Annotated in this window: 16 protein-coding genes; 1 reads left to right on the top strand and 15 read right to left on the bottom strand. The window is 38.0% G+C overall.

Annotated elements, in window-relative coordinates; translation table 11 throughout:
- Positions 1 to 124 precede the first annotated feature (124 nt).
- The 12 genes from AKG39_RS06045 to AKG39_RS05995 form a co-directional block, all read right to left on the bottom strand.
- Positions 125 to 1603, bottom strand: a complete 1479-nt coding sequence (locus tag AKG39_RS06045; RefSeq protein WP_050739479.1) for a histidine kinase N-terminal domain-containing protein — start codon at positions 1601 to 1603, stop codon at positions 125 to 127.
- Positions 1600 to 2181, bottom strand: a complete 582-nt coding sequence (locus AKG39_RS06040) for an ANTAR domain-containing response regulator (protein WP_050739478.1) — start codon at positions 2179 to 2181, stop codon at positions 1600 to 1602. The genes AKG39_RS06045 and AKG39_RS06040 overlap by 4 nt, the downstream gene beginning before the upstream one ends.
- An 8-nt stretch (positions 2182 to 2189) precedes the next feature.
- Complete coding sequence (locus AKG39_RS06035) at positions 2190 to 2624, bottom strand: EutP/PduV family microcompartment system protein (protein WP_050739477.1); 435 nt, start codon at positions 2622 to 2624, stop codon at positions 2190 to 2192.
- Positions 2625 to 2634: 10 nt separating this feature from the next.
- On the bottom strand, positions 2635 to 2979 hold the full coding sequence (locus AKG39_RS06030; RefSeq protein WP_050739476.1) for a BMC domain-containing protein: 345 nt from the start codon (positions 2977 to 2979) through the stop codon (positions 2635 to 2637).
- Between the two features lie 118 nt (positions 2980 to 3097).
- On the bottom strand, positions 3098 to 3382 hold the full coding sequence (locus AKG39_RS06025) for a BMC domain-containing protein (protein ID WP_050739475.1): 285 nt from the start codon (positions 3380 to 3382) through the stop codon (positions 3098 to 3100).
- A gap of 165 nt (positions 3383 to 3547) precedes the next feature.
- On the bottom strand, positions 3548 to 4054 hold the full coding sequence (locus AKG39_RS06020) for a cupin domain-containing protein (RefSeq protein WP_050739474.1): 507 nt from the start codon (positions 4052 to 4054) through the stop codon (positions 3548 to 3550).
- 56 nt (positions 4055 to 4110) lie between these two features.
- Complete coding sequence (locus AKG39_RS06015; RefSeq protein ID WP_050739473.1) at positions 4111 to 4659, bottom strand: BMC domain-containing protein; 549 nt, start codon at positions 4657 to 4659, stop codon at positions 4111 to 4113.
- Positions 4656 to 5993: a 4Fe-4S dicluster domain-containing protein gene (locus tag AKG39_RS06010; RefSeq protein ID WP_050739472.1), complete on the bottom strand. Its 1338-nt coding sequence runs from the start codon at positions 5991 to 5993 to the stop codon at positions 4656 to 4658. The genes AKG39_RS06015 and AKG39_RS06010 overlap by 4 nt, the downstream gene beginning before the upstream one ends.
- Positions 5986 to 6273: a EutN/CcmL family microcompartment protein gene (locus tag AKG39_RS06005; RefSeq protein ID WP_050739471.1), complete on the bottom strand. Its 288-nt coding sequence runs from the start codon at positions 6271 to 6273 to the stop codon at positions 5986 to 5988. The genes AKG39_RS06010 and AKG39_RS06005 overlap by 8 nt, the downstream gene beginning before the upstream one ends.
- Complete coding sequence (locus tag AKG39_RS06000) at positions 6270 to 6575, bottom strand: BMC domain-containing protein (protein WP_050739542.1); 306 nt, start codon at positions 6573 to 6575, stop codon at positions 6270 to 6272. Before AKG39_RS06000 ends, AKG39_RS06005 begins: the two co-directional genes overlap by 4 nt.
- A gap of 405 nt (positions 6576 to 6980) precedes the next feature.
- On the bottom strand, positions 6981 to 7136 hold the full coding sequence (locus tag AKG39_RS19990) for a hypothetical protein (protein WP_160316154.1): 156 nt from the start codon (positions 7134 to 7136) through the stop codon (positions 6981 to 6983).
- A 338-nt stretch (positions 7137 to 7474) separates the two neighbouring features.
- Complete coding sequence (locus AKG39_RS05995) at positions 7475 to 8674, bottom strand: MFS transporter (protein WP_050739470.1); 1200 nt, start codon at positions 8672 to 8674, stop codon at positions 7475 to 7477.
- 378 nt (positions 8675 to 9052) lie between these two features.
- On the opposite strand from AKG39_RS05995, the gene AKG39_RS05990 reads away from it, so the two are divergent.
- The gene (locus tag AKG39_RS05990) at positions 9053 to 10426 is read left to right on the top strand and encodes a uroporphyrinogen decarboxylase/cobalamine-independent methonine synthase family protein (RefSeq protein ID WP_050739469.1); all 1374 of its coding nucleotides are present in this window, start codon (positions 9053 to 9055) and stop codon (positions 10424 to 10426) included.
- A gap of 39 nt (positions 10427 to 10465) precedes the next feature.
- Here AKG39_RS05990 and AKG39_RS05985 read toward each other — a convergent pair whose 3' ends face one another.
- The 3 genes from AKG39_RS05985 to AKG39_RS05975 all read right to left on the bottom strand — a co-directional run bounded on the left by AKG39_RS05985 (position 10466) and on the right by AKG39_RS05975 (position 13353).
- Positions 10466 to 11128 (bottom strand): TetR/AcrR family transcriptional regulator, encoded by a 663-nt coding sequence (locus tag AKG39_RS05985; RefSeq protein WP_050739468.1) that lies wholly within the window; start codon positions 11126 to 11128, stop codon positions 10466 to 10468.
- Between the two features lie 69 nt (positions 11129 to 11197).
- Positions 11198 to 12094 (bottom strand): sensor domain-containing diguanylate cyclase, encoded by an 897-nt coding sequence (locus tag AKG39_RS05980; protein WP_050739467.1) that lies wholly within the window; start codon positions 12092 to 12094, stop codon positions 11198 to 11200.
- A 353-nt stretch (positions 12095 to 12447) separates the two neighbouring features.
- Positions 12448 to 13353: a sensor domain-containing diguanylate cyclase gene (locus AKG39_RS05975; RefSeq protein WP_050739466.1), complete on the bottom strand. Its 906-nt coding sequence runs from the start codon at positions 13351 to 13353 to the stop codon at positions 12448 to 12450.
- Between the last annotated feature and the right edge of the window lie 43 nt (positions 13354 to 13396).

Genomic DNA, 13396 nt, shown 5'->3' with positions numbered 1-13396 from the left:
AATGAGTTTAATAAAAAAATAGCTTAAACTTTAAACATCTAATGCTAGATATTTAAACTTTAAGCTACGTCGCCTAATAAAATTGCATCATCGCAATTTATAATATTAATTTATAATTTATAATTTATAATTTAAATGCAAATGAAGTAGTGGTACCTTCATCACCTGTTTCAATAATTAACTTACCAAACAGTTTTTCATAAACGTAAGCCTTGACGATGTTGAGTCCCAGACCATTTTTTCTTTTCTCTCCGGATTTGTACCCGACGCCGTTGTCCTTTACTTCGATCATCTTGATTTTTCCATCACTTGCGGTTGTCACTTCGATGTGACCGGCATCCCCATTGGGAAATGCATACTTCAGTGAGTTTTGAATCAATTCGTTGACAATCAATGCAATAATCGTCGATTTTTCGCTGTCAACATAAAAGTCAGTGCCCTTAACAGATATTTCAATTTCTTTATTAGCTGTTGCGACGAATGATATCATGTTTTGTTTTATTTTGTCAAGCACTTCTTGTACCGAAACCTGATTATTCGACTTTTTTTCCAATAGTTCATGGGTCACCGCAATACTCATGATCCGGTTAATGCTGTCACTTAGGATGGTCTTAACCGCGGGATCCTCAGCACTCCGACTTTGAAGCCGCAGCAGTGAAGCCACCGTTTGCAGGTTGTTTTTAATACGATGATGAATTTCGTGTGAACTCACCAAGTAGCTGTTCACCTCTTTTTCGTATTTTCTTAAATCTGTGATATCATCAATAAACACAATCACATCAACCGTCTTTTTTTTACGGATAATGATGTGAATGCGATAAAATTTATCGCCAATTGCCACTTTTCCATCATAACTTTTTTCAATAATGATATGGTTATGATCGTCATTGCTAAAGGTCCCCTGGATATTCAAAAGAATATCGTCAAAATTCTTTGTTGAGTAGTTCAGATTATCAAAATGCTGATTTTCAATGGATTTATAGCCTAGTTTTTGATATATTTTAACCGCACGCTGATTAAAATATTTTAAATGGCCGGTTTCGTCAAATATTAAAATACCTTCGCGCAATTGCAAAGCTTCATTTTCATTGCTTGTACTGAAAATCGAACGCCACACCTCGTCAATTTTTTCATTTTCGGAGGATTGCTGCAATGGCGCACTTGGTACCACGGTCAATTTCAAATCCAGTATTCGCTCAAGGATTAGTGTGGCCACGACGTTGTCATTATGCATGATCGGTACAACCGTTTGTTTTGTCCATATCTTCTTCTTATTTCGGTCAAAACTCACGCCGATAATGTCTTTTGTGGTTACACCCAGATCAAAGGATCGAAATACGGCGGGTTCATTGTCACGGTAAATAATTTCGCCTAAAAATGAGTCGACATATATTGATCGCCTTTTTTTATATGATTCTGCAACTACCACTGCCAGATCTTTATCATGTACCTTTATATCAATAAACGTTTCTCGGTCAAATCCTTCGTTAAAATACGGCAGAATTTTAGCCACGTCGATTATTGCTTCGATTTCATCGTTGTTTAGTAGCGTAAACTCTTTGCATTGCTTTATTATAAATTCTCGGTCGCATTTGTAAGTCATTTCTTTTCGCCTTTTTGTGCCTGTAAAAGCATCATTTCGCTGATAACCCGGAGTGAACAGCCTTTTTCCATACTCAGTGTTCTGATTTTTTTATAGGCGCTGTCCTCATCAAGACCCTCGGATTGCATTAAAAATCCTTTTGCCTTCTCAATTATTTTGCGCTCTTCCAATCTTTTGGTGACGTCATCAAGTTTTTGCTCAGTTTTTTCTGCCTCAAGGGCTTTTGCATAGGATATTTTTAATGCCGGCACCAAATTCTTCTCATCAATTGGTTTGACAACATAACCAAATGCGCCGCTTTTTTTAGCCCCCTCAATAAATATGTCATCGGAATATGCCGTCAGAAAAACAACGCACTTGCACAGTTTGTCCCGACGGATTATTTTGGCAGCACTGATTCCATCTAAATTAGGCATATTAATATCCATCAGCACCATATCCGGATGATGGCTTCTGCATAAATTGATGGCATCAAAACCATCTTTCCCTTCACCCAGAACTTCAAATCCGGCATCTTCGAGTATAAACCGGATATCCATACGGGTTACCGGTTCATCTTCTACAACGATAATTCTCATAACTAGCCTCAACTCCACTCAAGAAATTTTCTTAACTCTGCAATCTTTTTATTTTTCAATGATGAAATTTTAAATATTTCATTGACCCCTGATAACCTTAACGAATCTTCTGCATAACTGTAATCCTTTTCATCCAGTATTAGATCAATTTTAGTGACGATGCCAATGATTGGTTTAATAAACATTCTTGCAAAACCCGGGGGAAACACATTAGACCTGCTTTTACAGTCCATTACCAGTGCCACCACATCCGCTTCCACCGAAGTCACCTGCAGCGCTGAATAGTACCCGCGATTTTCCAGATATTCTCCGGGTGTATCGATGATATTATTATGAAATTCGATAACCTGGGTTTTGTCGTAAGCGATATCATAAGACCCCAAGCGTTGATATAGGGTTGTCTTACCGCTTCCTGATGGCCCGATAAACATGACTTTTTTCATTGGGTCAACCTCAAGATCGGGTTACCTTTGGGATTGACATACCCTGTAACTGAGACAAGGTCTGCAGAACGCTTTCTACGGATGCTTCCACTGAACCGACGTCCCCTTCAATCACAAGGGAACCGTTAAAGCGATCCACATAGCCGATGGAAACATCCCCTGATTTTACCGCAACATCCGCTGCGATGATGGCTGCTTCACTGGGTGTAATTGTCAGGATTCCAATCGAATTGCGATTCTCTTCCAATCCTAATTTTTTATAGATGCTATTATCAGGATTTACAATAATATGCGCTAACGTAACCTGTTTTCCCGGAACGTATTCCTGGATCACTCTTTGGACATCTTCATTCATTCTCGAACTCTCCTAAGTTAGTTAGAACGCCGACAATATAATAATCATATTAAATAATTATTATATTGTCAACACTTTAACCGTAATTTCTATTCATTTCTTAATTTTTAGTTTCTCTTTAGTTGGCTTCTGATAGTAACATCATCGCAACATCTTCATGCGGTCTTGCAATAACATGTACCGATATCAGCATGCCGACTCTTGAGGCAGCGGCTGCCCCTGCATCCGTTGCGGCTTTCACGGCGCCCACATCACCTCTGACCATCACTGTTACCAGGCCACTGCCGATTTGCTCTTTTCCGATTAATCTTACATTTGCCGCTTTAACCATCGCGTCGGCAGCTTCAATCGCTCCCACTAAACCTTTTGTTTCAATCATTCCCAATGCGTCTGTTGTACTCATTTTTTCCTCCTGCATATTTTCTTATTTTTTCAGCGTATTGACTGACTCTTATTTTAAAGAGAATTATCGTTCCCGGATGCACCACATGTATTCCGGCTGCATCTATTCGTCATGATGTACATGACCAGCTACAATAATTATCATCAAAAACCTTTGTTAATCCTCTTAATTTGATTTCTTATCTTCGCATAAATCCTGCCAATTGGCCGGATATGCCGCAAAGAAAAATTTACAGTGATTCGGTGAACTGAATGTAACGGCGGTTTCCTTTGGAATAAAGATAACATCGCCGGCATGACCGGTAAATTTTTTCCCGTCATAGGTTATCTCCAATGTTCCGTCTACGATGTAATCCAACTCGTCGTAACCTAAATACCAGTCAAATGAGGACTTTTCAATTTTCAAAAAACCGGTTGCCATATTTGGACATTCCTCAATGGAAAGTATTTCTTTAAAAGTAACCTTATCATCCGGATTTCCTGTATCGAAATTCTCAAAAATCACACTGTTTCCCCGGATGAGTCTGATCCGGTCAGGCTCAGCGACTTTTTTTAATTGTTTGTCATCCGTTATCAGTGCCGCCATTACTTCATTTACAATCTGGGCTATTAGCTCTTCAGAAATATTTAAATCCAAAACTTGATTCTTCACTATCTGTTCAATATTATTCATTTTTATGTCCTTTCTACTGTGAAAATATTAGATTAACTTTCTTTTTAGTATTCGCTTTATAATAAAGTACTTTTAAAGTCCTTATGCGGCGATGGAATAACTGTGTAATAGACAATATTCCCACTTTCTTTGATAACGGCAACCCCGGCTTCCATGGATGCATCGACCTCTGAAACATCTCCGGTCATGACCAAATAGGATTTACCGCCGATGCCGGAACCCAGCCTCAATTCAACCAGCTGCACGCCGGATGCTTTCACACAGGTATCTGCGGCCACAATCAGTGATGCCATGGCCAGACTTTCGATAACACCAATCGCGCCTATTTTCTCCACATTACTGGAGCCGGTAATAGCCGGAAAAATTTGCTCATCGACATTTGGAATCATCAAATCATCAATAATGAATTCCCCGCCCAAAAGCTTTGCCGCTTTTATTGAATTTTCCACAGAGCCGACGTCGCCATATATTAAGGTAATATATTTCCCTGGACAAGTTGCTGTTGAAAACATCAGCTGTACATTGGCGACTTTCAGCATATGATCTGCTACTTCAATGCCTTTTGCGATACTGTTAAGTTCTATAAAACCAATTGCATTTATCATATCCTATCCTCTCGTGTTTCAATTGTGATGGATTCATTGGCAACCGCTGTAATTATTCCTGAAATACTGGCATGAATACACGCACCCAGTTTCCCATTTGCTATTTCGCCGATGAGTGTCCCTTCACTGACCATCATCCCTTTTTCCACCACTGGCCTGGCCAATGCTCCGATATGCTGTTTAAGCGGGATCACGACTTTTTTCACATTGCACTCAAAACTTTTCAATGGTGCACTCACATCGTATTTTTTTAACCCCAGTCTTTCGATCAGCCGTTTAACCGGTATTTTCCGATAAGCTATCATATCCGATGGGGATTTTTGTTCCTCTTCTTTATCAATCTTTATCCCTGCCTCGCTAAGCTGCTGTTTAATCATGGCATTGACTTTTCTTGGCGACAATCCGTTTGGACAGGCATATAATTCACAGGCTCCACACTCGGAACAACTCAATGCTGTTTTCATGCCCCCAAAATCGGATAAGCCATAGTTTGCAATGCGCATAACTAAATGGGGTTTGACATTATGACCAAGCAAATCCCGGGGACATAGATCGGTACACTTTTGACATTGTATGCAGGCGATTCTTGATTGTTTTAATACCTGTTCGATCCCTTTGGTTTTCTTTTGAATTAGTGCCGAATCCTGATCTAAAAGGATAATTGCCTTGGTCGTTTTCGTAATTGGCATTTCAAAATCTGCAATGACCTTTCCCATCATCGGACCGCCGTCAATTCCAACTTTTCCATCCCACGTTTCTACGCCGCATAACTCCAGGGCTTCTTTATAACTCATTCCGATTGGCAGGCAAAATGTTGCGGGGGTTTTTACATCCCCAGTAATCGTTACATAGGTGGTTGTAACCATTTTTCCTCTGGCAGCATTATTAACATTTAAAACCGTTTCCACATTACATACGATGCAGCCAACATTTAGCGGGATTCCACCTTTTGGTACCACTCTTTTCAAAACCTCATATACCGTTATTTGTTCATCACCGGCCGGATAAAAATCTTCAAGCAGGAAAAGCTCAATACTCTCATAGTGCTTCAATTGTTCTTTTAAACAATCGATTGCTTCTGTATGTTTCGCTTTAATGGCAATATAACCCTTTTTAGCCCCGGTTTCCTGGATGATGCCGGTTAATCCTTCCAAAATATCGTTGCTGTAGTGAAGCAATAATTCCTGGTCGACCCGGATTAAGGGTTCGCACTCTGCTGCATTTACAATTATATATTCGGCTTTCGCGGCCAGTTTCACATGTGTTGGAAAACCCGCACCTCCGGCGCCGACTACACCTGCTTCCGTGATCCGATTAACATATTCACTATTCATACATATCACCTTCGCTTTCGCTTTTTTCATCGATAATACCGATGATAATGCAGTCAACCGGTGCTTTTTCTAATCCTTCTGACCTTCTTGCCGCACTTCCATTCGTAATTAATACCAGTTCGCCGATTCCAGCTCCGATTAAATCCGTAGCAACGACAATCTCACCATTTTCAGATTCTTTTTCACGATTCAATAGTTTTACTCTCAGGAATTTTAATCCTCTTAGCGCATCTTCTTTTCTTGTGCACCAGATACTGTCTACAACCCGTCCAATCTTCATTTAATACTCACTCTCTCTTTGAACTCTTTAACTATATTATTCAAGGCTTCATTTACTGATGCAACATCACCCAGTACAGCAATCATAGTAAAATGCTGAGGACATATACCTTTGACCTCAAAAACTTCTACCGCTGCTGTTTTTTCAGCAATATCAGTTGCCACAAACATTTCCACGAGTTTTCCCTGTACCAATCCAACGGTATCAAATTCATCATTCTCCAGGAAATCTTTTGAAAACAAGCGACTTTTCAGCATTTTTATAACCCCTTCAGAGGGCGATTTAATTATTTCAATGTCCATATTTTTCACATTTTTTGACCTTTACACAATTCATTACAATGCCATCCTTATCCACAAGAATTATTCCTGGTATTTTATTCAAAATCTTATCGTAACTTTTAATCGTGTGTTTTATGTTTCATTTGCCCTCTATCTTGCAACCCTTTACAATAAAAAAACAAAAAACTTCCATGTCATTACCCCTTTTACTGGATAATCACATGGAAGCTTCGTCGCTTTTATACAAATACTCCGTTGCATTTGTATTATTAAATTGTGGGCTCATTATCTCAAATTAGTTTAATAATGTCAACCTGTATTATTTTATTAATAAACGATATTTATTTTTCCACATCACATTAACCTGTGCTATTAACACTTCAATAAAAAACCGAAGCTGCGTTGCTATGGAAAATACAAGATCATTTAGGCTATTTTTAATTCTTCATAGATTTCTTCGGAATATTTATAATCACATTTTTCGCAATCAAAAATGTCTTGTTCGAAATCAATCGCCATAAAATAACCATCAGGTACATCAAAAGATATTTTTATATCCTTGTTTTTCAATAAACTACTCATTTCAGTCTCCTTTTGAATCCATATTTTGTAACCTTTACAATAAAAAACAAAAAACTTCCATGTCATTACCCTTTTTACTGGATAATCACATGGAAGCTCCGTTGCTTTTATACAAATACTCCGTTGCATTTGTACTATTAAATTGTAAATTCATTATCTCAAACTAATTTAATAATGTCAACCTGTATTATTTTATTAATAAACTATTTATTTTTCCATAACGTTGCGGGCGGGTACTACCCGCCTCTACATTTATAAACACATAAAAAACAAGAGCAATTACAAATTTGTCGTTGCTCCTGTTTTTTTTATTTTACTCAAATTATTTACAAAAGGATTTATTGTATTTCTTTGACTAAAACATTCTTTCTGCTGTTAAGCGCAACGAATATCATTGAAATAATACTCCCAGTGATTAGGACCACTGCGGCAATTTGCCAATCTGCTCGAGTTGAGGTTAAGTTTAGTGCACCGCGCAGGAATTTCAGAATATAGGGTGAAAAGAATTGACCCAGCCCTGTTCCGGCAATATAGACTGAAATGGCGAGAGCCGCGTATTTTGGCTTAACCGCACTGCCTGCAACTGCTATTGTAACGGCAGGATTGAAGGTTCCAAAACCAATACCAAAAATTGCTGCCCCAACCATGAGCATTGTCATACTATTTGCAGCTATTAGTATAATGAAGGATAGCCCCACAAATAATGCACCGAATGAAGCACTATATTGTTTGAGATACTTTGAGGTGTTTCCATATAAAAGACCAAACGCAAAGGCGCCGGCGGTGAAAACGGTGAGTACCGTCGCCGATTGGGCTGCGTTTCCAATTTTGTCGGCATTCATAATCATGGCTAAATTGGTCATGAAGCTAAACTGAACAATATTGACCAAGGCACAGGCAATAGCCAAAACAAAGGTCAGTGTTGTTAACTTCTTTTCTTTTATTCCTTGAGTTTCAACTTTTTCATGCTTTACAACACCGGCATCTGGAAGTTTAAACCAAATAATAGCAGCAATAGGAATAACCAGTAAAAATCCCAGGAAAGAAAATCTCCAGTTATAACCGGCCAATAAGCCGCCCATCATTTGGAATACCATTCCCGCGGCAGCGCCAACGGCACTTTTAATTCCCATCATTTTATTACCTTCCGGGCCAGTAAATAAAGCTGCAATGATGGCAGAGGCCATCGGAAAGATCATGCCGTAACCGGCGCCAAAAATTACCCGGGTAAAGATCATAAAATTCAAATCGCCAATAAATGCGGATGGAATACCGCCAACAAAGATAAGAATCATAGCAATGGTAATTACCTTTTTAATACTCATATATTGAGTCATTTTACCGGCAATTAAGGAAAAAAATACCATCATCAAAGAAGGAATGGTGGATAACAGTTTAATTGTTTCCGGTGCCGCTGCTGGAAATGCTTTGGCAATTTCTGCCAATGCCGGGGTTGTCATACTGGTTGTATACATGAGTAGCGCAACTGACAAGGATGCTACTTTAACCCATAGATTACCATTCTTTTGTTCACTCATAACTTTGACTCCTTTAAAGTAATGATTTTTGGGTTATTCTCCGGAAAAGCTTCTCAATTTTCTCCTGATAATATAACCACGTTTAATAATAACCGCGTTTAACTTTATCCAATCATAACACCCATTTGCTGAACTGTCACTATTTATTTTCATTTTTACAATAAAATATATAATCGTCAATCTTATTGTCATTATAAAATGCCTTTTTATAGGCTTTATAAAATAAAATTATTATGTTTTTCGTAAATTTTAATATTTATTATGATAAACGTTGACATTTCATTAATTTAGTTTTATACTGAAGATAAATTAACCGTGTTTAATATTCTCAAATAAAATTAATACGTTAGCATAAAATGATTTTAATGAAGGAGCATAATGAAAGATAATATTGAAATTCTAAAAGAAGAACGTACCCAACTGTTTACTGATTTATATACCGGTACCATTCCTAAACGCATTCCCATCAGTGCTGCCCTTCCTGTTGAGTTAATGATTGCCTACTCAGGAAAAGATTTAGGTAAGACCCAATGGGATCGTGAAGGAATGAAAGGAATCTACGAAAAATCATTTGCGATCACCTGCTCTGATACTTACCCTGCCAGCTTTTCACGACATCCGGCCCATTTCCACTTGCTTGAATCCAAATCTTTCGTGATGGGATCGAGTGGGACTATCCAACATCCCGAGATTTCCGGAATGCTTCCTGAAGATTACGATGATTTTATTAAAAATCCCTATGACTGTCTAATGGAAAAAATCTTTCCCCGGTTGTATCCGGCCCTTAATACGGACCCTATTCACCGATCCATGGTTCTTGCAAAGGCCATGAAAGCGTATTACGACTACGTTGAATTCTATGGTGCCATGGATCGTGAACTCATTGACAAACATGGTTTCTTTGTGGCGCCACCAGGTTCAAGCACCGGTGTAACCACACCGTTCGACTTTTTATCGGATTTTCCCCGGGGATTTAAAGGCATCTCCATGGACATCAAGCGATGTCCTGAAAAAATCATTGCAGCTTGCGAAGCCATTTTACCATTATCCATAAAAAAAGGAACGCCTATGAATCCATCGCCTTTAGGGGCAAACTTTATTGCTCTTCATATGGGAACCTACTTACGAACCAAGGATTTTGAAAAATACTACTGGCCAACTTTCTACAAGCTGGTACATGCTTTAGCTGAAAAAGGCCAAACCTGTCTTATTTTCTGTGAGGATAATTGGATGCGTTACTTGGATTATTTATACGAATTACCCCAGGGCACCCGTTTCTATTTTGAATATGGGGACCCTAAACTGGTTAAGGAAAAGTTGGGTAAAAAACATATTATTTCCGGTTTCTATCCTATTTCCTATCTCAAAACGGCTACCAAAGAACAATGCGTTGACAAAGCCAAGGAACTTATCGATATTCTTGCTCCGGGAGGCAATTATTGGTTTAATTTTGATAAAAGTCCCTGTTCGCTCAATACCATCAATCCTGATAATTATCTGGCTGTTCTTGAATATGTTCGCGATAATGGAAAATATGATAATGCCGGTGAAAAAGTATGGACGAATCCCAGGGAAAATTCCATTGATCATGTGCTTAAGGATATTCCTGAATTCAAAAGCAAATATTATACTCCCTATGATGAATTCAAAAAAACAAACCCTGCACCAAGACCGGATCTTGATGGGGTTATTGGTGCAAAAATGCAGCAGTACGAAGATATGCTCTTCGGTATGCTCATGATGATGTGCTAATTACATAAAAAAAACGGCTCAGAGCACTGAGCCGTTTTTTTATTTCACAGTGAAGTCTTTGCCAACCTGGAGGTCTATTTTTTCAATCATGTGACGTGATTCCTCGATACACTGATCAATAAAATTATTATCAAAACGCAAACTCTGAAACAACAAGCGTACTTCCATTTCAGCTAAATATTCACTGGAGCAATCAAGATATCCTTCGCTTCGAGCCACATGAAGTCCATGAACCGTGGCAAGATTGGCTAAAGCTAACGCTTTTACGGTTATGCGATCAAGGCCCAGCTTATAGGCCCGATTAATATTTTCCACAAATCCAATGGATGCGCTTTCTGTTTTCATAAAAACATTCGACTCGCAAAGTTCATAGTAAAACCGGTTCAACTGCCGATTCAATCTGAAATTCCGGTTTTGAACCCGATATTCGATCGCCGTTTTCAATACATGATTACATCCCGGGAAGTGTTCATTAATGGCATTTTGTAATTTTACTTTATTGAATACCATATATTCATTATATACCTCTATCGCCAGGTTGTTTTTATTTTTAAAATAATAAGCTACCATGGCCTTATTGGTCTCAGACTCTTTTGCAATTTCTGAAAGGGTTGTTTTGACATAACCATTTTCATAAAATAATTTTTTTGCTGTTTTATATATCTTCTCTTTTGTCTCAATGCCTGTTTTATAGTTTGCCAAAAATCATTCCTCACTTCTTTTTTATCTAGTGTTATTCTATCATAAAACTGTTTTTATAAAAATTTTATCTTATATATTTCCAGCATACAGCATCTTTTGCGCTTCCGTGAATAATTTTTCCAGCTGCTCATCCGGATGATTTTTTGTCGCCCATCCAAATGATACTGATAAGATTATCCTATCAAGTTTAGTTTTATCAATGGCTTCTCTCATGCGATTAACAACTAACTCTGCAACCACCGAATTTGTTTCCTGCAGTAACAGCACAAATTCATCTGCACCGATTCTTGCCACCCTATCTACTGCTCTGGATTCATTTTTCATGATTTTTGCAGTGGTTATTAACAGCTGATCACCCATTTCGTACCCGAAGGTATCATTTGTCACTTTCAGGCCCTTTACCCGAGCAAGGATCAGCGTTACAGCGATTTTATTTTCTGTGTTTAACCGCGTTAATTCCTGTTCGTAGAAATTTTTATTATATACTCCGGTGAGCTCATCCAAATAACTCAAAACTAATGATTCTTTCTCGGCTTTTTTCCGATCCGTTATGTCAATGATATAGTTTAAGGTCGCTGGCTGGTCATTCCATAATATTTTAATGGCATTGAATTCTACCCATCGCATCACGCCATCTTTTCTGACAATTCGAAATTCCTGTTTTCCATGTTCTTTTTCATCCATTAATCGTTTTTTATAAAAGACGATCATACTGATGTTGTCTTCCGGACTTATCAAATCAGGGATGGACATCGATAGGAGTTCTTTGACGCTATAACCGGTTAATTCCTGAGCCATTGGGTTTGCTACTTTAATTTCCTGGTTTTGAATCACCATATAAGCTTCGAAGGTATTTTCAAAAAGGATCCGATATTTTTCGTCATTCAATATTTCTTGTTCCTGTTCAATTAATGTGTACTGGCCTCTTTTGAGTTTGGATTTCTGACGTAATGGTTCGTCTTTCATATTATACCTCCTTAAGCATTAAGCTTTTTTACATGGATAAATAATTCTATTTAAAAGAAATAATATAGTAATATATGCAATCATCGTACTCATTAATCATTATTTTCGATTATATCACGGTGTTGTCATTAAAAACAGTTTTCTTAAATTTTTTTCTTTGCGGTTTCCGGTTTGTTTGGTATTTTTGAAAATGCGGCTTATAACCTTAACGTTGCGGGCGATTATCAATCGCCCGCAACCCCGGAATTAAACTTATGTTTATTTTAAAACAATACGCTTGTACCGGTTCATAATGGGGTTTAAAAAAAGTTTGAACTATTAGCACTGACGACGAATAATTCAAACGTTTTATTTTAATGTTTGTTGTTTTCATTTCCCGTGATCATATTATCGGCATAATCAAGGATTGTCTTTAGTTTTTCATTGGGATTTTTTTTTGTAGCCCATCCAAAGGAAACCGATAAATTAATGTCTTTCATTTGAGTGTCTTTGATGGCTTTCTTCATGTGCTTCACCAGCACTTCTGCAACAATGGCATTGGTTTTTTTCATTATAACAGTAAATCGGTTCCCGCTTATCCGGGCGACAATATCACCTGATCGCGCGGTGTTTTTAATAATTTCAGCAACTGTTATTAGGATCTCATCCCCTATTTTGTAACCAAACCCGTCATTGATCATCTTTAAGCCATTGATATCTGCCATAATAACGGTGATTGGTAAATTTCCCGTTGCGTTGATCCTGTTTAATTCCTCTTCAAAATATTTTCGATTTGGCAATCCTGTCAGGGCGTCAACGTAACTCAGGTATAAAATTTTCTCTGCCGCTTTCTTTTGCTCGGTTATATCGTTGATGAAAACAAAGGCTGCGGGTTCCCCTTCCCATATAATTCGTATTGATTTTATCTCAACCCAACGCTCGGTGTTGTCTTTTCTCAATAACTTGAAGCTGTAAGTTGATTCTATGGGTTCGCCAATGAGCCGTTTAATATAGTTTCTGACAACCATTTCTTTATGTTCCGGATGAACAAATGTGGTAAACACTGCGCCCATGATTTCTTTTTGAGAGTACCCGGTCAAGTATTCTGTCATTTTATTGCATAATCTCACATGTCCGCATTGTATAATTGTCATTGCTTCAACCGCATTTTCAAAAAAATATCGGTATTTTTCCTCGATCATGAGATTATGGTCATTTTCAATTAATGTATACTGATCCTCTTTTAAAGTTACTTGCTTGCGTGCCGTATTATTTTCCATTTAATGCTCACCCCCTTATAATTACATTTTGTACCCCTCTATG

Origin of the sequence: Acetobacterium bakii, from assembly GCF_001263355.1 — a bacterium.
GTDB classification, from domain to species: Bacteria; Bacillota; Clostridia; order Eubacteriales; family Eubacteriaceae; genus Acetobacterium; species Acetobacterium bakii.
The sequence above is the reverse complement of the archived record's forward strand: the minus strand, read 5'-3'. Positions and strand labels throughout refer to the sequence as shown.